Source organism: Streptomyces sp. NPDC043854 (assembly GCF_056436005.1).
In genome coordinates this window covers 1-20,577 of the sequence record NZ_JBWKDK010000066.1, presented here as the reverse complement: position 1 = coordinate 20,577, position 20,577 = coordinate 1, and the positions used below count along the sequence as shown (strand labels likewise).

The window sequence follows — 20,577 nt, the reverse complement described above, 5'->3', positions numbered from 1 at the left end:
GGACCGTGTTTCTTTCCGCAGGTCACAAGGGTCTGGAACGCGAGGAACAGCAGGAACACGATCGGTCTGTCGATGGAACGGTGGAACGCCGATCGTCGGATCCGTCAGCCCGGCCCGCACACGGCCGCAAGCCCACTGCCCCGCACCGTGCGGGGCATCCCGACCAGGACGGCAAACCCATGCGTAAGAACGTCAAGAAGATCGCCCTGCACGCCGCCAGCCTCACGGCCGTCGCCGCCGTCGCCCTCGCCTCCCTCAGCGGCAACGGCGCCGGCACCGCGCAGGCCGACCCGGCCACGACCGGCAAGAAGGCCATCCCGGCCGCCACCAAGCCGGTCCTGCCCACCACCTGGCCAGTACTGAAGAGGGGCAGCGCGGACGGTGTCGACGTGACCACCCTCCAGCACCTGCTCACCGCCGCCGGCCACAGCACCGACGCCGACGGCGCGTTCGGACCCGACACCGAGCGCGCGGTCAAGACCTTCCAGGCGTCGCACAAGCTCAACCCCAGCGGAGTCGTCGGGCCCGACACCTGGACGAAGCTCGCCGCCCCCGTACGGGAGGGATCCCGCGGGCACGCTGTCCGGGCCGCCCAGGTCCAGCTCGCCGCCCTCGGACAGGACATCGCCGTCGACGGCGACTTCGGAAGGGCCACCACCAAGGCCGTCAAGGCCCTCCAGACCCGGCACAAGCTCAAGACGACCGGCGTCGTCGACGCCACCACCTGGAACAAGCTCATGAGCGACAACCCCGCCCCTGCCACCCAGAAGCCCGCCCCCAAGCCCCAGACCCCCATCAAGGGCAACCCCACGCTCAGCCGCGCCGAGGCCGAACGGCTGCTGAAGGCCGCCGGCATCAAGGTCTACTCCAGCGAAGGCTGCTACCACGTGGAGGAGGGCTGCACCACCTTCGAAGGCGTCCGGGCACGGTCCGTCCACGGCGTCATCGCCATGAAGAACGCCAGCGGCTGCCCCGTCACCATCACCGGCGGCACCGAACCCGGCCACGACACCCGCATTGCCCTCAGCCACGAGGAGGGCTACAAGCTCGATGTACGGATCGAGACCTGCATCACCAACTGGATCAAGAACCACAACCGCCAGACCAACGACCGCGGCAACGACAACCGATGGGTCGGCAACCTCGCCGGCGGGATCAGCGCCGAGTACGTCTACGAGATCCCCGACAAGAACCCCAACGCCGTCCACTGGGACATCACCTTCAAGTGATCCCCCCTGGGCCTGGGGGTGTCCGGCGGATCAGGGTCGGGCAGTCCCCGGGCCGCGGCGACCCGCTCAGACGGCCCCGGCCCGGCTCCCGCGGGGTCGGGTCCGCAGCCAGTACGAGCGGGTGGCCACCACCAGGGCTGCGCCGTACCCAGCGAACGCAATCATGCCGATCCAGGCCACCAGGATCCCGTCCCCCGACGGGGGCATGTCGCCGGTCCGCATCGTGACCACCCCGGCGGCGGCCAGGGCGCAGTACCCGAGGCCCATCAGCCCGTACGGGGCGAGGGTCGCGGCCCCGACGACCGCCGGGGTCAGCGGCAGCGCGCGGGGCACGCGGCGGCCGCGCAGGAAGGGCACCCAGCGCGGGAAGACCTGGCCCCAGGGACGGACCAGCCCCCACAGCAGGAAGACGCCGAGCGCGGCCAGCAGCGCGGTGGCGTCGATCCCCCACGAGGCGAGCGTCAGCCACACGCCGGAGGCGCCGTTGCGCTCCTCGATCGCCAGCACCTGTGCGCCGGTCAACCCGGCGAAGGTGCCGCCCAGGCCCCACACCGTCTTCATCGCCGCGTAGGGGAGGAAGGCCGCCGTGCCGGCCCAGGCGGTGAGCTGGACGCAGCGGGGCGCGGCGCTCGGGGCGGGCGCGTCCCCTGCGGCGTGCGGGCGGGGCCTGGCGGTGCGGGCGGCCGCCGCCAGCAGCACCGCCCCCACGCCGGCCAGCGCGTGCTGCGCGGCGGCCACGGCGCTGTCCACGGACTGGCCGACCAGCAGGGCCACGGCATCCATCAGCAGCCCGAACGCGGCCGTACCGGTCAGACCGCAGCCGACCCACAGAAGGCCGCGCAGGCCGGGCCGGTCCCTGTACCGCAGGACGGCGGCGCACACTCCGGCGGCGCCCGCGCCGAGGGCCACCACCGCCCAGTCCAGCCCGACGGGGCCCTCGTACACGCCGAACCGGAACACGGGCGCGCCGGCCAGCACACACACCAGGCCGAAACCCGCGTACACAACCGCCCACACGGCCGCGGCGCGCGCCGCCGCGGCCGTGGCGTGGTGCGCACGCAGCGGACGCCCGTTCGGAGACGGCTTTTCGACTCTCGGTCGGAAAAGATCGCTCATGCCCCGACCGTCGCACCGGCGGCTCCCGCCCGGCATCGGACCGCAGCACGATCCGCCTCCGTCGGACGGGGGAACGGCCCTACCCCAAGAGCGACGACACCGCCGGCGCCCGAGGGCGGAGGACTGGGCAGAGAGCAGAGGACGGAGGCGGGAGCTGCCGACCCAGCAGGTGGCTGCCGCCACGTGCGGCGCCGGCCACACCGGTGGTTGACCCTGGTTGTGCGAGACCCTGCCAGGGCAGTGGTGTGCTGCCCCGGCAGGGTGTCGTGTGCTGCTCGGTTATCGGCCAGGGGTGCCCTTGCGGACGACCTGGGGGTCGTGGGTGCTTTTGCGGTTGCCGGTCTGCGGGTCGATGCGGAAGATGCCGCCGGCTCCGTCGACGACGTTGGTGCTGTCGAACAGGTAGAGCTGGTCTCCTACTGCGTGCACGTTGGGTGGGGTCTGGGGCGGGTCGATGGCGTTGCGGACGGCCAAGGTCGCCGTGTGCAGGGCGTCGTGTGCCATGACCGCCCAGCCACTGGCCAGGTGGCCTTTGTCGAACTGTTGTCCGTGGTGGGGGCGGCTGAACTCGGTGCCGAACTCCTTGTAGAGGGTTTGGTCGGGGTTGGCGCTGTCGCCGAGCTGGTTGGGGTCGGCGAGCGGAACGTAGAGCACGGAGATGGGGGCGCCGGGGTCCTTCAGTTCCTTGATGTCGGGGTTCAGGGTGGCCGCGTCGGATCCGGTGACCACCGTGATCGGGGTGGTGCGGCACTGCCGGTCGTGCAGTTTCTCGATGAACTTCTGCAAGTACGTCGCGCGGCCCGCGTAGAACACCACGTCAGGCGTGACCTTGCCGCAGAGGTTCTTGGCGATGGTGCTCAGGCTGCTGTCCTCGGCGCCTTGCCTGACCGTGAAGTTGAACGAGATGCCTCCCGCCTCCAGGTAGGGCAGAAGTCCGATCTCCGGGTTCCGGATGGCCGCTTCCTGGGACTGCGTGTAGAAGTCGGTCGTCCCGTTCGGGGTGTTCGGCGCGCTGACCAGGGCCGCGGTCTTCAGCTCGGGATGCTTGCGAAGTTCCTGGGCGATCGCCTTGAACTGCGTGCTGACGTTGGGGGCCACCCGCACCAGGCCGGGAATCCTGGCCCCGCCGTCGATCGCACCAGTGGTGTCGAAGCCGTCCGCGGTGATGAGGTCACCGACCATCGGAATGGACGCCTCCGCCAGTGACCGCGCGGCGTCGATCGACTCCTGCTGGCTCAGGCCCATCCCGGTCACCGCGACGAGCCGGTCGCTTCCGCCGGTCATCGTCTTGAGGCCGCCGACAACGGCGCGCCAGTTCGATTCGTCGCTGCCCATGTTGGCCAGCACCAGCCGGATCTTGGGGTAGGCGTTGCCCTGGTTCGCCGTGTGCTGGCCGATGAAGGCCCCCTCGACCTGGTGCAGGGCACGGTCGCCCGTCAGGCTCTTGTCGCCCTTGGTCAGCGGAGCCATCAGCGCCACCGTGACGTAGCCGCCGGTCTTCACCACGGCCTGGTTCTCGGCATCGATCGCGGCGAGGACGTGCTGGAGTTCCGGGCCGAAGACACTGTGCCCGTCGCTGCCGTCGGTGATCCCGGAGCACTCGCCGCCCAGCACGGTGAGCAGTGCCGGATTCGTGGTCCCGCAGTGGGCGCGGTACCACCACAGGCCAACGCTGGCAGCCGGGGCCACCACCGCTGCCGCGGTCAGCGCGACCAGCCAGCGCCGACGCACGAAGCGAGACCACACAGCCGAGCCGAAGCGCTGCGCCGAGACCTCGGCGTCCTCCGGCCGGTCGACGGGCGCAGAGCCGTCCGCCAGGGCCTGCCACACCTCCATCCAGGGGGCTTGGTCGTCTTCGCTCAGGCCGCAGGCGGCCACGTACGCCTGCACGAACTCACGCTTCGGCAGGGCGTCCCGCATCAGGGTCGACGTCACAGTGGCCGGCGGGAGCGGCAGGCGCCCCGCCTTTGCCGCCGCCTTCTCGAGCGTCTTCAGCGACAGGCCCAGGGACGTGCGCAGGTGGACCAGCAGCCCGCGGAACGCCTTCTGGGTGCCTGTCCTGCGGAGCCTGTCCCGCCAGTCGGCACTGTCGGCAGGCATCGTCACGCCGCTCTTCCAGAAGGAGAAGCGGCGGATCAGCCCTGCCATGGACTGATCCGGGTCGCTGCTGCGCGGGTCGGGCGTCGTCGGGCTCGTCACGCCGTCTCCCTTGAGGCAGACGCGGCAGGCCGGCCCAGCCACGAACTGATCTGGGAGGCCGTGCCGGCTGCAACCGTCACGAGCCCGAACGCGTCAAGCATGGAGTAGCCGGACTTCAGGAGGGCGACGACCACCGCCACGACCACCACGAAGACCACCACGCGAAGGCCACCGGAGAGCACGCCCGTCCCGCAGGACGGGGCGCTGGCAGCGGACCGACTGTGACGCCGGAAAGATCGATGAACTCGCACGAGAAGCCTCCTGGGCAAGGGCGTGCAGGGCCGGGCCCGAACTGCGCTTTACCGGAGCGCGAGTTACGGGCCGTGATGGAAAGCAAGCCTGCTGTGACCGGCCAGTGGCTGGCAAGCATTTGATCCCACCGGAACACGCAGACCCCCAATCCGTTCCGGGCACGGACCGTTCCACGTCCAACCGACGGGGATTCCAGCCCGGAACACGACAGGCCGACCGCGTACCGCGACCGGTCATCCACCGTTCCGAACGGGGCTCCAACGCCGCACCGTCGAGGACGCTGACCTGGCCATTCGGCATTCGAAACGCGACGGAACAGCCAATCGATCTTGCTATCGCCCGCCGGCCGTGGTGAGACTGAACGTGAGCAGCCGCCCTGGGGCGGCCGCGACCGTGAAACCCCCGTCAAGTCCTCCTGGGCCCGACGCGGACACCCCACGGAAATGAGAGGGCCCCTGTTACCGGCGGGGGCCCTCTTCCGCACACACTCCGCGACCGCCACCACCATTCCGCACAAGGAGAAGGCGAAGGACCGGAACGCTTGAACAGCCTTCCGGGGAAGCCCTGCCCTGAAGCGGGCAAAACCTCCAGACCGCCACGGCCTCGCCGAGGGGGATGTGGATCTCTCGGGAAGTCATGTCCATCGGCCGAGTGAGAACACATGTCATGGACGGCTCAAGATCAGACTCGGGCCCTCTCGGCGACGTCCTCAGGTGGCCGCTTCATTGCGGAGCGCTGACTGTGTGCAAGGCGGGGCGTCTTAGCCGAACGAGCCTTATGGGACAGACTGCTTATGTACACCGAAGTAGCCGGTCCGCTCGCAGGCCGGTGAAGCGAACGGAAGGCCTTGAATGGCAAAGATCCACGTGGTCGCGAACCGCAAGGGCGGCGTGGGGAAGTCGCTGATCTCCCTCAACCTGGGCGCGGTCTGTGCCGACGTCGCGGGGCCCCGGGGCGACGGAACCCCGTCGGTCGCGGTCGCGTCCGCCGACCCCCAGGGCACGTCCCTGTGGCGGGCGGCCCGGCTGGTCGAGCAGCCCTTCGACGTCCTCGACATCTCCGGCGACCTGGAGAACATCCAGCTCCTCAAAAAACTCCCGTACAGCCACATCTTCGTCGACACCCCGGGTTGGGCGGAGATCACACCGGAACAGTACGAGGCGGGTGAGGACCCGCTCGGTGATGACCGCTACGGCCGGCTGCTGACCGCACTCCTGGAGCAGGCGAACGACGTCATCGTGCCGATCCTGACCGAGCCCGACTCCTTCGAGCCGACGTGGCAGACGATCGAATGGGTCCTCAAGCCTCGCAGGCTGCCCTACCAGGTGGTCATCAACAACTGGCCGCCGGCCGAGGGCCAGGCGTACGTCGACGGCACCCGCGCGTTCTGCGACAGCCACGGCTGGCCGGTCGCCCGGACAGTGATCCGCCGGTACCGCGTGCACACCAACGCCACCCGCGTGGTCACCCAGTACAACAACAACCGGGTCGAGCTCCAGGCCCGTGAGGACTTCTACCGCTTCGCCCTGGAACACGGACTGCGGGGCGCGGACGGCCGGGTGGACGAGATCAAGGCGGGTGTCTGATGGCGGGGACGCGTACGAGCATCGCCGAGCAGTTCAGCCGGACCGCGGTGGGCACGGCGGTGGCACCGGACAAGCAGACCGTCCAGCCGCAGACCCGACGAGACGCTGGCGGTCAGCTGCCGATCTTCCGCGCTCCGGCCAGCCAGGACCGCTCGGAGCGATTGGCGCACTGTCAGGGTGCCATCACCTCCGCCGACTCCTGGGCCCAGAAAGCGACCGAAGGCATCCAGCAGCAGTACCTGCTCATGGTCAGCGGCGCCTACGAACTCGTCCGCGAGGAGCGGCTCTGGGAGGACAGCGGCCTGCCGTCCTTCGACGCCTGGGGAAAGGCGTTGAACGGTCATGGGGCCGACTACATGAACAAGGTCATCCGGATCGGTCCGGTCGTGCGGGCGCTGGCTTCCGTGACGCAGCGGCAGCTTCAGGAGAAGCCGCTGCGCCCGCTGGTGTCGGTGCAGCGCGACCATGGCGACGACGCCGCGCGCGCCTGTTGGAAGGAGGCGGAGCAGGCGGGAGACCTGACCTATCAGGGCTTCCTGAAGGCGGCCATAAAGCTCGGCTACAAGGTCGATATCGAGGCCAGCCCTCGTCTGCCGGCTGCCGCCGTCGACCCGGCCAAGCTCAGCCTCACGGCGCTGCGTCGGCTCAGCAACAGTGACCCGGACCGCGCCTTTGAGGCTTGCGAGCGGTTGATAAGCGAGTTGAGCGCGCTCAAGGCGGAGATCGTCCAGAAGGCTAAGGGCCAGGACGCCTGAAGACCCCTGCGAAGACCCCGGGTCTTTTCGTCCAGGTGACGGGAAGACCCCGGGTCTTCCTGGGACGCCTGAAGACCCCTGCGAAGACCCCGGGTCTTTTCGTCCAGGTGACGGGAAGACCCCGGGTCTTCCTGGGAAGACCCCGGCATGGAACATGGGCGAGGCCCGGGGCGATTGCTGCGCCCCGGGCCCCACTGTGTCTGGCGGCCGGCCGTCAGCCGGTGTAGCCGGAGGCGATCAGATCGACAGCGGCCTGCCGGCGCTCGCTTGCGACCGTGCGGCCCACGTTCAGCTCCGCCTCGATGTATGCCAGCGGGACGGATTCCTTGTCTCCACCGGCGGCGAGGATCATCCGGGCCACCTTCCGCTCCGCCCGCTCGCGGGGCGACAGGCGGGCGGTGTCCTCGACCTCCTGGGCGGCCAGCTCGGCGCGGGCGGCGGCCTCCCGGTGGGCGGCGGCGCGGTGGGCGGCCTCCGCCTCCCGCTCGGCGTACTCTGCCGCGGCGGCACGCTCGGCCTTCGCGAACCGGTCGGCCTCGGCGGCCGCCCGGCGTTCCTCGGCCGCCTTCCGCTCGTTCGCTTCGGCCTCAGCCGCAGCGATCGCGGTCTTCCGACGGTCCTCCGCGGCGCTCCGCCGGGCCGCCTCGGCACGGGCGGCGGACTCGGCCTCTCCCGCGCTCCGCTCGGCCTCGGCCTCCCGCTCCGCGGCGCGCTCCGCCTCCGTCGCGGCACGCTCCGCCTGCCGTCGGGTGGCCTCCGCCGACAGCCGGGCGGCATGCGCGGCCGCCTCCGCCTCCGCCGCGGCGGTCGCCTCGGCCGCCTCCGCCTGCGCCTGGGCAGCCGCCTCCGCCGCGCGGGCTTCCGCCCCGGCCGCGGTCGTCTCCGCCGCAATCCGGTGCTCCGCGGTGGCCACCTGGGCGGCGATCTCCAGGCGCCGCACCTTCGCGGCGGCGGCCCGCGCCTCCGCGTCGAGCTTGCGCTGCTCCTCCCGCTCGGCGGCCTCGGCCTCCCGCTCCCGCTCCGCCGCCTTCCGCGCCGACTCGGCCTCCTTCTGCTCCTGGGGCAGGGCCAGGGCCTCGTCCACGCTCAGGCCGAAAGGCGCCATCGTGAACGGCAGCAGGGCCTCGGCACCGGCCGCCTTCTTCCAGTTCCGGCCGTGCTTGTGCTGGAGCCAGGCGCGGTAGACGGTGCGGTCGCGCTCCATGGCCACCATCTGCGCGTACGAGGTGATCCCCCACAGCTTCATGCGCCGGTACAGGCGCCAGGTCGGCCAGGGGGCCAGCAGCCACCGGTGCAACGGCACCCGGTCCGACTCCGCAGCCATCGACAGCCGGTTGGTCTTGATGATCAGATGCCGTACGGCCTCGACGACGGCCACGAACAGGACCGGCAGCACGCCGTGCATGGCCGCGCCCAGCGGGTCCTCACGGGGCGGGAGGTCCCCGGCGTTGGCGTTGAACACGATGGTGGCGATGGTCAGCAGATGCGCGAACACGCGCAGCAGCGGCTTGGGCATCCGGCGCCAGACCAGGATCAGGTCCAGGGCGTACATGGCGATGATCCCGGCGTCGATACCGATGGGGAACACCAGGGCGTAGACCCCGAACCCCTTCTTCTCCGCCAGTCCGCGCAGCGCGTCGTACGAGCCGACGAACCCGATCGCGGCGATCACCGCGGCGCACACCCCGGCCGAGATGATCAAGGCGCGCATCGCGCGGACGGACCACGCCCGGGGCGCACCCGGAGCCGCCCCCGGAGCGATCGGAGCCGCATCCGGAGCGACCGGAGCGGCCTGGCGTGCGGCCGGAACGGGCCCGGCCGCGACCGGAGCAGGCCCGGTCTCGGGCTCCCCGGCGGCCGGAGCCTGGTCACTGATCAGCGTGTCACTCATGCGGGCATCCTCTCCCCTGGGGCGCGGGGCCGGCGCACCGCCCCACCCAGCCGGAGCCTGGGCCGGTCCGGCCGGAACAAGCGGCACCGCCGGCCGGGTCAGGTCGTGCAGTGTGTGGTGTGTCGTCACAGGTACCTCCGGAGCAGTGACTTGGGCGGCGGGCCGGGAGACGGATCCCGGCCCGCCGGGTCGAACCGACCGCGGTGGCCCGCCTCTCGGGGGAGGGGTGCTCTTCCACGGCCCGGGTGGCGGCCGGTCAGCGGCCGAGGTGGGCGGCGAAGTTCGCCGCGAGGGCCGCGGCCGCCTCCGACGCGGACCGGGCGGCCTCTGCCGCCGCCTCCGCGGCCTGCCGGGCAGCCTCGGCCTGCGCGGCCGCCTGCTGGGCCTGGGCCTGCTGCTCCGCGCTCACCGCACACCCCCCGCGAGGCTGGTGTGCAGGCGGGCGGTCCACGCCCCGCACTGCGGGCACCGGTAGGTGCCGTGGCGGTCCTCGCGCATCCGCCGGCCGTGGCAGCGCGGGCCGGTCGCCCGGCTCACCGCCGGCCCCACAGCCGGCCGCCGCTGCTGTCGCGGTCCGCGTCGCGGGTCGGCTTGGGCTCGACCTTGAACCAGCCGCCACGGGAGGAGCTGTAGTCGGTGGCGTCCTTCTCGCGCCGCTCCGGCGTCATGCGCTCGCGCAGCTCGTCCTGGGAGATCGTCTTGCGGAATGCCATGATGTTGGCTCCGTCTCGTGTTCGGGATGGAACCGGGCGCCCCTGTTCTTCCGCCAAGTCGAGGAGGGGCGTTCCGGTCTGTCTGGGGCCTCTGGCGGCTCCCCTCGACCCGCCCCCGGGCGTGCGACACGGGGGCGGGCGGGCAGCGGGCAGATGGTGGAGCGGCTACTGACGAGCTACTGACGAACGGCTACTGACGACCCCTCGTCAGTAGGGGCGCAGCGCTCTGACCTGCGGTCGTCTGTAGAAACCGCGCTCTACAGACGGCTACTGACGGCCGTCAGTAGCGGCGTAGCGGGTGTGCGGGGGACTGCCGAGCGCCTCGATCACGCCCTGTCCGGTCCACTCCTTCAGCCAGCCACCGACCGTGGTGGCGGGCACGCCCACCGCGTCCGCGAGGGCGGCGCGCTTGATGCCGTCGGGTCCGGCCTGGCGGATCACGTCCAGCGCCCGCATCCGCTGGACCGCCCCGGCAGGCACCGCCGCAGGACCGGGCACGGGCGGTACCGCCTGCTCCAACCAGCCGTCCAGAACGGACCAGTCGGCCTCCGCCTCCGCCTCGGCCTCCCCGGCCGGGGCCGAAGCGGGCACCGGGGCCTGCACCGGAACCGCGGCCGGGGTGGTGGGCTTGGCGCGCAGCGCGCGGACCATGCCCTGCACGGCGGCCATGTCGTCTCCGTCCAGCCACAGGGACCGGACGGTGGAGACGCGGCCCTCGGCCAGCAGCAGGCCGGACCCGCGCTGTTCGGGGTCCAGGAGGTGCGCGGAGTAGCCGCGCCCGGCCATGCCCTTGCCGAGGATGGTGTTCGACTCGTCGGCGCCGGTGGCGTACATGCACCACCGCCAGACGACGTTCGAGGTGACGAGGCGGTCCAGCACCCCGGCGGTGGACAGCTGCGTGGCCAGGATGAGCACGATCCCGAACGCCAGCCCGCGGGCCGCCAGGTCGATCAGCGCCTTGGTGATGCGCTTGCCGTACTTCGCATCCAGCGTGAACGCGGACACCTCGTCCACCACGACCACTTCGAGGGTCAGGCCCTCGGTGCCGACCAGGTCGGGGCGCTCCGCGAGGGACTCCACCCCGACCGCGGCCAGGCGGCCGGCCCGCTCGCCCATCTCCGCCACCAGCGACTCCAGCCGCTTAGCGAGCTGCTTGGCGCGCTTGTCCGGGTCGTAGATGTAGGAGTCGGTGAGCCCCTTCCATCGGTGCTGGCCGGGGTGCTTGCCGTCCGCCAGGTGCAGGCGCACCCGGGCGTCCAGCAGGCACCCGGCGATGATCAGGCGCAGGACGGCGCCCTTGCCGGAGCGGGAGGAGCCGCCCAGCAGGATCGACACGTCCCGCAGCCGCAGGTACAGCAGCCGCCCGAACGCGTCGAACGCCACCGGGATGCCCTGCTCCCACACATCGACCCCGCCGAGCATCTCCGCCGTGCACAGCCTCGGCTGAGCGAACGGGTCGGTGGTGAAGCCGGAGACGCGCAGCGTCTTGTCGTCCGCGCCGGCCACCTGCTCCACGTGCAGGCGGGCCCGGTCCAGCCCCAGCTCCCCGCCCAGGTTCTTGCGGGCCGCCACGACGTGGTCGACGGTGGCGCCGGTGTCGTCCGGGAGGCGGACCACGGCCGTCCACCGCTGGTCGGTGACCTCCGGCGCGGCCAGGAGCGTGACCTGGGTGCCGCGCGGGATCACCCGGCACGCGCCCAGCGCCTTGGACAGGGCCAGCACCAGATCCTGCGCGCCCTCCACCGCCGGGCCCGTCCCGGCTGGGGTGGCCGTGGCGGGGGCGGTGGCGGGCATGGGCGGTACCGGCGGCAGACCGGCCGCCGCAGCCACGCCCGCGGCCACGACCGGAGCGGCGGCACCCGGGACGTCGAGGACCATCGGGGTCTCGGCGATCAGGTCGGCCGGGACGGGGCGCACGGTCAGGTCGAACGCCCGAGGGCCGCGCGCCCAGGAGGTGAGCACGCCCAGCACGGCGGCGGTCGGCCCGGTCCACCACGCGCCGGCCACCGTGGCGGCGGCGATCCCAGCGGCCGGGGCCGCCAGCACCGCGCACCGTGCGGCGGCGATCCGGCGGCGCCGGTGACGCACCTGCCCGGGGTCCAGGTCGGGCACGGTGAACTCGCCCAGGGCGCGCAGCGCGGCGGTGTGCCGCTCCGCCTCCTTGGTGGCCGCCTTCAGCTCGGCCTTGGCGGCCGGGGTCAGGCCGCCGTCCTCCTCGGCGATCCGGTGCAGCTTGGTCGCCTTCTTGTGCGCCTTGAGGACCAGGCGGCGGTGCTCCTCCAAAGCCTCCTGGTGGGCCTCGGCGCGGGCCTTGACGATCCGGCGGAACAGTTCCTCGTGGGAGACGGTGTGCCCGCCCGCCCAGTGGGCGAGGAACAGGGCCAGGTGACGGGCGCCGGACCGCGTCCGGCGGGCGGGGCGCTGGCTCATCCGATCAGCACCTCCCCGAGCCAGGACAGCAGCGGAACACCGAGCATGGACGCCCAGCCGCCGATCGCGGCCGTGATCCCCCACGTGGCGCCAGTCAGGCCACCGGACAGGGCCAGGCTGCGCTCCTCCCAGCCCTTGGCGAACCAGATGAACAGGGCCAGGCCGATGACCATGCAGAACGCGAGCCAGGAACCGGAGTAGGAGAGGGCCTCTCCCGTGGACAGCGGGACCGCGCCGGCCCCGGACTGCCCGACCGCAGCGTCCCCGATGTTCTGCCCGAGTTCGTTGCCGGTGCCGGTGAACCCGCCCGAGATCCGACCCAGCAGACCGCCGGTCACGGCCGAGGCCATGACCATGGTCAGGGCGGCGCCGCCCCACGGGAGCCACACCTTGCGCTTCTTGAGCGCCTTCAGGGACCGGCCGCGGCTGTAGTAGACCCACATCGCCGTGACCACCATCAGGGAGAACCCGAACGCGGCCCCGGCCCGGGTCACGACGTGCGTGAACGTGATCAGATCCATCGGTCAGGCCCCCACGATCCACGCCGCCACCAGCAGGCGGGTCGGCTCAGCGATCAGCGTTCCGCCCACGGCGGCCATGAGCAGCGCGGCGGACACCCACCGGCGCACCCGGCCGCCCGTCGCGGCGCCCACCGCAGCGATCCCGGCGCCCAGCACCCCGGCCGCCCACGCCGCGTCCACCGACACCTGCGCGGCGATCGGCACCGTGACGCCCTGCGCCCACCACAGGGCCGGCAGCACGCCCAGACCGGCCACGGCCAGCGTCCGCACCGGACGCACCCGCCGCACCGCCGCCCGCACCCGCTCCCAGTCGATCGCGTCGTCATCCGACGACGCCCGGTCCGGAATCGAGTCCACCGGCGCGTACGCCGGGTCCGACCACAACTCGGTCAGCCACGCGTCCCGGTCGTAGCCGTGCTCCTCGGCCCGCTGCTCCGGCACCGCCGCCAGACGCGGCCCCTGCTGCGACCACCAGGACGGCACCCCGCCCTCCCCGGTCACAGCTCCACCCCCAACTCCCGCAGGCTGGCACGCACCCGCAGCTCATCCCCGCCCAAGCCCAGCGCCTCCGGCGCCGTCTGGGGGAGTTCAGCCTGTCCAGCAGCGCAGCGTCGGGACGGTAATACCGTCCGCGTCCGCACCGGCGCAGGGCGCGCGCCCCGCCTCGGGCGCCACCAGCGCCCCACCTCTGCAACCATCACGAAGTCGGCCTCTCTCCACGCATACACGGGTAGGTCCGACAGCCAGTCCGACGCTCCAACGTCGGGCCCTGCCGTGCGCACTCCAATGCGTCCGGCACAGGCGGCCCCTGGCTCCAACCGGGGGCCGCACCAGCTGACATGACATGACGTTAGGGACCTCACACCCAACTGTCAAGATGGTTTGAAGGTAGCTTGACGCGCTGGTTTCCGGGCGGTACTCCTTGACAGAGATAGCCTGTAATGACGCATCAGATCGGGAGGAGCGCTCATGAACGCCAGCGCCATCGTGGCGGACATAAGGAAGGGGATCGCGGCAGGCGAGTACGCCTACGGCGCCCGCCTGCCCAGCGTCCGGGACCTGGCCGACCGGTACCAGGTGAGCCAGCAGACGGCCGCCGCCGCATACGCCGTCCTGTCTGCACTGGGGTTGACTCGAACCGCAGCCGGTAGCGGCACAACTGTGGCGGCGGGGCCGTCGGCTGACGCCCACCTGGGCACCTTCGCCCCGCCGGACCTCACGGCCGCCGAGGCATGGCGGCCCAACGGGTCCGGCGGAGAGGCTGCGGAAGAGACCTACCTGGTCCGCCAGCTAACGGCGCCGGCCACCCTGGCCGACTGGGGATTCACCGAAGGCGCCGACGTGGTGGAGCGCCATCGGGTGCGCCGCGTCGGTGGCGTTCCCGTGCAGCACAAGGTGACCGTGCTGCCGTACGCCGTGGCATCGGTTCGGCCGGAGGGGTACGACGGCGTTCCGCCGATGCTGGCACCGGTCGGGGCGCCTCCGATCCGGCCGCCGCACGGGACCCGTGTGGCTGACTGGCTCGGTTGGCGCGTGGACCGCACCGAGGCCCTGATCACAGCGGAGCCGATGGACCCGGCCGCATCCGAGGCCCTCGGGATGCAGGAAGGGAGCCCCGGATTTCGGGTTGTGAATATCACCCGGACGCCCGAGGGAGAAACGCTGTACGTGACCGTGACAACGGCACCGCTGCACCACCGGATCACGCTCGACATCATCGGCTGAAGAGCCCTGTGAGACCGTGCAGAAAAATCCTCTTCGAGGAATTCTCGGAAAGAACTGTCTCTGCCAATTGTTCCCCTCACCGCATCAGACAGACTTCTGTCTGCACAGCGGAGAGGGGAACTAAGACAGTGCACGGAACACAAATTCACCGCCTGCCCGATACGAAATCGACAGGCGGCTCATGCCATTAAACGCAACGGGCCCCGCCGTGGTGGCGGGGCCCGAAGGCCCACCCCGGGGTTCCAGGCCCGGGACGGAGAAGTACTTCACACACAAGGAAGTAGCACTGATGAGGGTACGCGGTAGAGCAGCATCGGCACCACATGGCCCGGGTCACGGGGTCGGGTCCACCCGGGCGGGGGTGGGTCGGTGACGTATGACGACAGCCAGGAGGTGGAGCTGTACGGCCCGGAGGACGGCGGCCTGTACAGCTCGCAACTGAAGGACTGGGTCCCGCTGTGCCCGCAGCTGCGGGACTCGGCGGTCCGCTTGTACTGGATCCTGCGCGCGCTGGTGATCGAGAAGCACGGGCCGGTGCGCAAGCTGACCTTGATGGAGCTGTGCCATCTGCTGCCGGCGAAGCCGGTGAAGCCGGGGGAGAAGGTCAAGCCCTCCAGTCTGGGGCGGATCCGCATGCTGCTGGACGACCTCACGGCCGTGTCGCTGGTGACGACTCCGGACGGGAAGCCGATCAAGACGTCGTCCCGGGCCCGGGCAGCTGCCGGAGCGCTGCGGATCCGGATCAACGATCTGCCCCCGCGCGGCTACACCGGTCCGCGCAACGCGTTCGCCGTCCTGGATGTGGTGAAGGAGCCAGCTGCGCAGGCCGCGAGGGAGGCCGAGGCGCACCAGGTGGCCGTGGAGGCCGCCCGGAAGGCGAAGAAGAAGGCCCAGGTCACGGGCCAAGAATCTGACCCGGACGATGGCGCGGGCCAAAAATTTGGCCCGCCGGGCCAAATTTTTAGCCCGCCGGGCCAAATTTTTGGCCCGCATCCTGGGGCTGACCTGCAAGATCGCGTCCTCCCGTTCAGTCCTCCCGTTCAGTCCTCCCGAGAAGCCCCCCCCGTCCGTCCGTCCGTGTCTGTAGGTAGTGGCGTGCGCGAGTGCACGGACGGAGGGACGGACGGCAGCGGCGGGGTCATCGAGGGCCAGGAGCAGCCGCCGGGCGGCGGGGCAGCGGCTGCTGACGCCGCCGAGTCACGGGGGAACTCTGAGACCCCCCGTGACTCGGCGGGGGGTCTGCCAGCTGATGCTGTGCAGGTTCCCGAGACGCCGGGAGTGCTGTTGCTGGCGGAGATCGGCGCGTGGCACCCGGAATACCTGGTGACCGGGCAGACCCTGGCGGACCAAGGACTTGTGGTCACGGGGATGCTGGCCAGCGGCTGGAAGGCCGCCAGCATCCGGCAGGTGATCACGGGCCGCCCCCTGCCGGTCCCGATGACGCACACGGTCGGCGCGATCATTGCGGCCCGGTTGCGGCAGGCCGCGGCAGGCCCGGCCCCCAGCCCCACCGCAACGTGGGGCTCCGTCCCTCCGCAGGGCGGCCCGGTCGACAGCCCGGTCGCTCACTCCAGCACCGCTGTGGCGGACCGGACCGTGAGCGAGGCCTTGGATCACCGGGTCCACTACGAGTGCGCCGAGTGCGGACGGCCGCCAGCTCCGGGACTCGATGTGTGCGGTGCGTGCGCCGGATGGCCGGCCTGCACCACCGGCTGCGGCCGCCACTTGGAGCACGGCGGCATCTGCCAGCCCTGCACCGAGGCCGCCGAGTACGCGGGAATCCCTGCGCAGGCCGCCGAAGACGGCACCTGCCCGGGCCACGACGGCCCGTGCGGACGCCCGGTTGCCACCCTCGGCCTGTGCGGCCGGTGCCGGGTGGCGGCCGAGGTTGCCCGGCAGACTGCCGAGGCCGACTGGGAAGCCGCACGAACAGCTGCAGTCGCCGCGGTTCAGGAAGCACAGGCAGGCGAACAAGCCTCAGCAGCTCCGATTTAGCCGCTGTACGGCTCTCTGAGCGCCTCGCAGCCCGTTCCGGTCGCTCCGGTCGTCGCGGTTCCTGAAAGTCGCTCAGCGGACCGCCTGTGGCTCCCTGTTGCGGACGGTGTCCTGGTGACGGTTTCTCACAGCCCCGCCAGTCAGAGTGGGAGGGGGTTGCCTCCACCCAAGAGTGGTACACGGCAAACCAGAACAAATCAAAGAAAGCAGCAGGTCAGCCCGGAGATGCGAAAAATCGCGTCTCCGGAGACGCGCCCTGCTCTGGCCCCGGGTCTCCCCAAAACGACCCGGGCGGACAAGGGCGTGAAGCCTCCGAAGAAGACCGCTGCGGCGCCCAGGGGACTGACAGTCCCCGGGTCGAAACGGACATTTCGGAGGGGGTAGGGGCTACAAGTCCCTACCCCAGCCAACGTGCGTGCCCGACGCAGGGCCGAGGCGGAGGAGACTCGGCGGCTGAGCAAGCGGCTGGCGGCGGAGCACCCGGAGTTGGCCGCCTACGCCCAGCAGCCGGAGGAACAGACCACCGCAGCCCCGTTCTAGCCGCTGTACGGCCCGCTGAGCGCCTCTGAAGCAATTCCCGCCCCTCGTGTGGGAGCGTCTGCTGAAAGGCGCTCAGATGGGCTCCTGTGGCCCTCGATTGGATGGGGTGCTCTGGAAGGCGTCGGGAGGGCTGACGGCTCCCCGACTGTGACTGCGCGTTCCAGTTGGCGGGTGAGTGCTCTACCTGGCGGGTTGAGCGTTCTGTTTGGCGAGGTACGGGTCTCGTGCCCACACATGGGCGGGCGGCGCGAGTGAGTACTTCATCGCAGGGAGAGACGTCGCCGCACGCCTGCGAAGACTCCTGTGAGGAGGGCGAGTATGAACACCGTGAGACCGATGAAGATCACGGGATTCACCCAAGCCGGCGCCAGCTCCGTTCCCACGCCGTTCGACGTCACGCACTGCGCACTGACCGGCAGCGTCCACCGCGTCACGATGCGATCGCCCTCCACGCCCTGCGCTGCGCACACCTGGTCCGGGTCCAGGATGTAGAACCCCGACGTCACGCCCCACGAGTAGGCGCCGAACGAAACCGCCGCAGCCATGACGGCAACCAGCACGCAGGTGGCGACACTCGACAGATGTCCGATGCTTGGCCGCTGCTTGCGGACCCGGACGATCAGGACGGCAGCGCCGACGACGACGCAGGGTGCCAGGATCGGAGCAAAGATCACAGCCAGGAACAGAAAACTATCCATTCCGGGTCAGACATCGCCCGGACAAGATCGGTTCCGCCTCCTCCTGCACCAGCTCGGCGGCGCGGCGAAGGCGCAACACCACACGGCCTCAGCCGATCCGGCTGAACGTACGGCTTGATGGCTGTGCGCCCTTCTTGGCGAGTCCCGCCGGCTGGAGCGCTCAGTCACACCGACTCCCGGAATTCCGGGAGTCGGGGCTGACCTGCGCAAACCCGGATTGGAGCGGGTCGTCCAGTCGGGTGGAGTGGGCCCTGTCTGGCGGGAGAGGGCAGCGGGTGCAGCTCTACGGTGCCGGGGTGGATCACCACTACACGGGACGGCGGCGCGGGTGCCGGAACCTTCGGGAGCCGCAGCGGGAGTTGGCCGAGCGGTTGGCGGCGCGGGCGGAGCGGTTGCGGGCCGAGGCCGGCCGGGACGGCGGGGAGGGGCTGTCCGTGGCCGAGGCGGTGGCCCTGGCCGCCGTCCAGCTCGGTCTGGAACCGCCCGTGGCTGTGCCCGCGCCCCGGGCTGACACCTGACACGTCGCAGCGGCCGCTGACCTGGGCCAGGGGCCCCTCGGCGCGGGGGCGGCGGTGTCAGTGTCAGGTGTCAGACCGGTGTCACACAGCCCTGTCACGCGGGCTGCCGACCGGTGTCACACAGGGCCGGTGTCACACGGCTGACCAGGGCCGGGCCCGCCGAACCCCCGCCCCTTGTCCGGCTGTCACACAGGTGTTCATCACCGCCGTGGGCCGGTGAATGTGGCGGGGCCGAGGTGCGCGCGTGCACGCGCGCATGTAGGGCCCGCTGGGCCCTCGGGCAGGGGCGGGTGTCGGCCGGGCCGGGGCTAGGGTCGGGTGCAACCCGCGCCGATGTGGCGTGCGCGGGCGAGGCCCGGTGCCCGGAGCGCTCTGGGGGCAGTACCACCGGGCCGCCCAACACGTGCACGTGTGCACGGGCACCCTCGTGCACACGAGGACGGTTCCGGCCGGCCTCGGCCAACGCGTGCCAGGCGTGCCGCGTGCCGCACCTGGCGCCCGCGCGGGGGCTGTCGCGTGGGCCGCGGACCAGGCCGTGCGACCAGCGGCGGCAAGGTCCGGTGCCCGGGCGGTGCGACAGGCGCAACAGCTTGGCCACGACCGGGCCGACTGCGGCCACCGCCCGCCCTCGAACGGCACTGGACCTCTTCCTGGCTACCGCAGAAAGAGGTGTCGCCGCGGCCGGGACGCTTGCCCACGGGGGTTGACCTGCGGGAACGAGGGGTGTCCGGTTTGGGGGGCTCCCACCTCCGGCAGGACCGCCGGTGCAACGCCCTGTCCACCTGTGCAGCCAACGGTGGGGACACCTTCCGGTGCAACCCTGATTTCTGGCCGCAGCAGACGCCTCGGCATCGGGTCTGACTTCGCCAGAGACCCTCTGAGAGAAGTAGTCGGCGCCCACTGCACCCCTTGACCACGGGGGCTGACCTGCGGCTTCGCCGCTCGCCGGGGGAGGCTGGGGGCAACTTGTAGGGCAAGTTGTAAGGCAAGTTGTAGGGCAAGTTGTAAGGCAAGTTGTAGGGCAAGTTGTAGGGCAAGTTGTAAGGCAAGTTGCAGGGCAACCCGGCCGCGGGGCCGGCGGGCAAGCCCTGCTGCGCCCGGCCGGGCCGGTGGGCAAGCCTGCTCGCACGGTGGTGGGCAAGCCTCCCGTGCTGCTGGGCAAGCCTGGTGTTACCTCCCGGGAGGGAGCGCGGTTGCGGGCGCCTCTGCCCTGCTTAGAGCCGGTAACAGGGCCCGCGGTTACCGGCCTGGTAACCGGATGGGCAACTGGGCGCCGGGGTGGGCAAGCCGGGGCTTGCCCACATTCCCCGCACCCCTTGGCCTGACCGGTTGGCCCCTTGACCTCCCGGTTTGTCCTCACTGGTCAAGGGGTGGCCCGTGCACAGCCGGTGACGACACCTCAGGGACCGGCGCCCGCGGCCCCGTGGCCGAGGCGGCGCCGGCCGGACCCGGCCGCGGAGCGTGCTGCGGGGCCGTCGGCCTCGGCGGCCGGGGCCAACCGGGCCGTCTGGGCCAGCTCGGCGGCGAGACGGGCCCGGGGGACGGGCGGGCCGGGGGAGTCGGTGGCGGGGCGGGGGCCGGTGCCCAGCGGGCGGCGCTCGGTCATGCCGCCCAGTCTCCCGGCACCACCGATCCCGACCCGAGGCAGGACCCACACATCAGTTCACCACCCCACTCGTTCGGGACGCCCCACGCCCGAAACACACATCAAATCCCCACCTCCACACCATTTATCGAGGCGCTCGCCAAACCAGTTTTAGGGGAATTCAATGCCCTTAGTCCAATTCGGGTTAGCGACACAGAACTACAGGAAAACATTTCCTGACGTTCTGTCAGTTTGGTGTGGTTCGGTGCTTTCTTGGTTCTCGGCTTCAACTCCCGGGGCTGTGTGGGCTTCTGTGCGGGCCGTTCGCGGCGGGCCTGACCCCTGGGGGTTTCCGCAGGTCGTGGGGCCGTAGGCAGGCTGTCAGGGGCTCGCAGGGATGCATGTCCGGGGTTGGATCGACGGGTGGTCGGAAGGGGGTCACAGGGTCCTCGGGATCTCACACGGTGCATCCGGTGCTACATGCCGAGTCCAGAGTCCATCCACCTTCTCAAAATGAAGCACCCCACTCTGATAGGAGGGGTCTGCCAGCTCCTGGCCGTGGCCCTGGACAGGCCTGCCGCCAGGAGCCGACCCCGCCCCAGGCACCCCCTCCTTGTTGCCAGCCGCCCGCGGAGCGGGCCCGGGGCCGGGAAGCGCAGCGACCGGGCCTGACGGTCGCGCAGCGGCCGTCCCTGGGCAAGCGAAGCGCGCCCAGCCTCGGGGGGGGGGGGGGGGGGGGGAGGGGAAGAGGGGGGGGGGGGGGGGGAGGAAAAACAAACCACACAAAGGGGGAGACCGCCCCGGGAGTGGAAACGAGGCACGAC

Annotated in this window: 18 protein-coding genes; 7 read left to right on the top strand and 11 right to left on the bottom strand. The window is 71.3% G+C overall.

The window, feature by feature from the left end:
- The first annotated feature begins 179 nt into the window (after positions 1–179).
- Positions 180–1,229: a peptidoglycan-binding domain-containing protein gene (locus AC068A_RS33325; protein ID WP_478590017.1), complete on the top strand. Its 1,050-nt coding sequence runs from the start codon at positions 180–182 to the stop codon at positions 1,227–1,229.
- A 66-nt stretch (positions 1,230–1,295) separates the two neighbouring features.
- On the opposite strand, the gene AC068A_RS33320 is transcribed toward AC068A_RS33325, so the two are convergent.
- The 3 genes from AC068A_RS33320 to AC068A_RS33310 form a co-directional block, all read right to left on the bottom strand.
- Positions 1,296–2,345 (bottom strand): hypothetical protein, encoded by a 1,050-nt coding sequence (locus tag AC068A_RS33320; RefSeq protein WP_478590016.1) that lies wholly within the window; start codon positions 2,343–2,345, stop codon positions 1,296–1,298.
- 279 nt (positions 2,346–2,624) lie between these two features.
- The gene (locus AC068A_RS33315; protein WP_478590015.1) at positions 2,625–4,544 is read right to left on the bottom strand and encodes an ABC transporter substrate-binding protein; all 1,920 of its coding nucleotides are present in this window, start codon (positions 4,542–4,544) and stop codon (positions 2,625–2,627) included.
- Positions 4,541–4,702 carry a hypothetical protein gene (locus AC068A_RS33310; RefSeq protein ID WP_478590014.1) on the bottom strand — a complete coding sequence of 54 codons (162 nt, stop codon included), beginning with the start codon at positions 4,700–4,702 and terminating at the stop codon, positions 4,541–4,543. Before AC068A_RS33310 ends, AC068A_RS33315 begins: the two co-directional genes overlap by 4 nt.
- A gap of 945 nt (positions 4,703–5,647) precedes the next feature.
- On the opposite strand from AC068A_RS33310, the gene AC068A_RS33305 reads away from it, so the two are divergent.
- A complete protein-coding gene (locus AC068A_RS33305; protein ID WP_478590013.1) occupies positions 5,648–6,382 on the top strand; it encodes a ParA family protein in 735 nt (244 codons plus the stop codon).
- Entirely contained in the window at positions 6,382–7,137 is a 756-nt protein-coding gene (locus tag AC068A_RS33300; protein WP_478590012.1) for a hypothetical protein, read from the top strand. Before AC068A_RS33305 ends, AC068A_RS33300 begins: the two co-directional genes overlap by 1 nt.
- A gap of 214 nt (positions 7,138–7,351) precedes the next feature.
- On the opposite strand, the gene AC068A_RS33295 is transcribed toward AC068A_RS33300, so the two are convergent.
- The 6 genes from AC068A_RS33295 to AC068A_RS33270 form a co-directional block, all read right to left on the bottom strand.
- A complete protein-coding gene (locus AC068A_RS33295) occupies positions 7,352–9,028 on the bottom strand; it encodes a DUF2637 domain-containing protein (RefSeq protein ID WP_478590011.1) in 1,677 nt (558 codons plus the stop codon).
- 256 nt (positions 9,029–9,284) lie between these two features.
- Positions 9,285–9,437, bottom strand: a complete 153-nt coding sequence (locus AC068A_RS33290; RefSeq protein ID WP_478590010.1) for a hypothetical protein — start codon at positions 9,435–9,437, stop codon at positions 9,285–9,287.
- A 124-nt stretch (positions 9,438–9,561) separates the two neighbouring features.
- Positions 9,562–9,741: a hypothetical protein gene (locus tag AC068A_RS33285; RefSeq protein WP_478590009.1), complete on the bottom strand. Its 180-nt coding sequence runs from the start codon at positions 9,739–9,741 to the stop codon at positions 9,562–9,564.
- 267 nt (positions 9,742–10,008) lie between these two features.
- Positions 10,009–12,171: a hypothetical protein gene (locus AC068A_RS33280; RefSeq protein ID WP_478590008.1), complete on the bottom strand. Its 2,163-nt coding sequence runs from the start codon at positions 12,169–12,171 to the stop codon at positions 10,009–10,011.
- Complete coding sequence (locus AC068A_RS33275) at positions 12,168–12,692, bottom strand: hypothetical protein (protein WP_478590007.1); 525 nt, start codon at positions 12,690–12,692, stop codon at positions 12,168–12,170. The genes AC068A_RS33280 and AC068A_RS33275 overlap by 4 nt, the downstream gene beginning before the upstream one ends.
- A 3-nt stretch (positions 12,693–12,695) precedes the next feature.
- Positions 12,696–13,193 (bottom strand): hypothetical protein, encoded by a 498-nt coding sequence (locus tag AC068A_RS33270; RefSeq protein ID WP_478590006.1) that lies wholly within the window; start codon positions 13,191–13,193, stop codon positions 12,696–12,698.
- A 468-nt stretch (positions 13,194–13,661) separates the two neighbouring features.
- On the opposite strand from AC068A_RS33270, the gene AC068A_RS33265 reads away from it, so the two are divergent.
- The 3 genes from AC068A_RS33265 to AC068A_RS33255 all read left to right on the top strand — a co-directional run bounded on the left by AC068A_RS33265 (position 13,662) and on the right by AC068A_RS33255 (position 16,952).
- The gene (locus AC068A_RS33265; protein ID WP_478590005.1) at positions 13,662–14,417 is read left to right on the top strand and encodes a GntR family transcriptional regulator; all 756 of its coding nucleotides are present in this window, start codon (positions 13,662–13,664) and stop codon (positions 14,415–14,417) included.
- Between the two features lie 489 nt (positions 14,418–14,906).
- Positions 14,907–16,412 carry a hypothetical protein gene (locus AC068A_RS33260; RefSeq protein WP_478590004.1) on the top strand — a complete coding sequence of 502 codons (1,506 nt, stop codon included), beginning with the start codon at positions 14,907–14,909 and terminating at the stop codon, positions 16,410–16,412.
- A 411-nt stretch (positions 16,413–16,823) separates the two neighbouring features.
- On the top strand, positions 16,824–16,952 hold the full coding sequence (locus tag AC068A_RS33255; protein ID WP_478590003.1) for a hypothetical protein: 129 nt from the start codon (positions 16,824–16,826) through the stop codon (positions 16,950–16,952).
- 260 nt (positions 16,953–17,212) lie between these two features.
- Here AC068A_RS33255 and AC068A_RS33250 read toward each other — a convergent pair whose 3' ends face one another.
- Positions 17,213–17,650, bottom strand: a complete 438-nt coding sequence (locus AC068A_RS33250) for a hypothetical protein (RefSeq protein WP_478590002.1) — start codon at positions 17,648–17,650, stop codon at positions 17,213–17,215.
- A 296-nt stretch (positions 17,651–17,946) separates the two neighbouring features.
- Here AC068A_RS33250 and AC068A_RS33245 point away from each other — a divergent pair, with 296 nt between their 5' ends.
- Positions 17,947–18,168: a hypothetical protein gene (locus AC068A_RS33245; protein ID WP_478590001.1), complete on the top strand. Its 222-nt coding sequence runs from the start codon at positions 17,947–17,949 to the stop codon at positions 18,166–18,168.
- Positions 18,169–19,567: 1,399 nt separating this feature from the next.
- Here the strand turns inward: AC068A_RS33245 and AC068A_RS33240 are convergent.
- Positions 19,568–19,774, bottom strand: a complete 207-nt coding sequence (locus AC068A_RS33240; protein WP_478590000.1) for a hypothetical protein — start codon at positions 19,772–19,774, stop codon at positions 19,568–19,570.
- Positions 19,775–20,577 lie beyond the last annotated feature (803 nt).

Coding starts and splice junctions, on each gene's coding strand:
- AC068A_RS33320 (WP_478590016.1), bottom strand. CDS start 2,345: ATGAGCGATCTTTTCCGACCGAGAGTCGAAAAGCCGTCTCCGAACGGG.
- AC068A_RS33305 (WP_478590013.1), top strand. CDS start 5,648: ATGGCAAAGATCCACGTGGTCGCGAACCGCAAGGGCGGCGTGGGGAAG.
- AC068A_RS33265 (WP_478590005.1), top strand. CDS start 13,662: ATGAACGCCAGCGCCATCGTGGCGGACATAAGGAAGGGGATCGCGGCA.
- AC068A_RS33300 (WP_478590012.1), top strand. CDS start 6,382: ATGGCGGGGACGCGTACGAGCATCGCCGAGCAGTTCAGCCGGACCGCG.
- AC068A_RS33275 (WP_478590007.1), bottom strand. CDS start 12,692: ATGGATCTGATCACGTTCACGCACGTCGTGACCCGGGCCGGGGCCGCG.
- AC068A_RS33285 (WP_478590009.1), bottom strand. CDS start 9,741: ATGGCATTCCGCAAGACGATCTCCCAGGACGAGCTGCGCGAGCGCATG.
- AC068A_RS33280 (WP_478590008.1), bottom strand. CDS start 12,171: ATGAGCCAGCGCCCCGCCCGCCGGACGCGGTCCGGCGCCCGTCACCTG.
- AC068A_RS33325 (WP_478590017.1), top strand. CDS start 180: ATGCGTAAGAACGTCAAGAAGATCGCCCTGCACGCCGCCAGCCTCACG.
- AC068A_RS33295 (WP_478590011.1), bottom strand. CDS start 9,028: ATGAGTGACACGCTGATCAGTGACCAGGCTCCGGCCGCCGGGGAGCCC.
- AC068A_RS33240 (WP_478590000.1), bottom strand. CDS start 19,774: ATGACCGAGCGCCGCCCGCTGGGCACCGGCCCCCGCCCCGCCACCGAC.
- AC068A_RS33250 (WP_478590002.1), bottom strand. CDS start 17,650: ATGGATAGTTTTCTGTTCCTGGCTGTGATCTTTGCTCCGATCCTGGCA.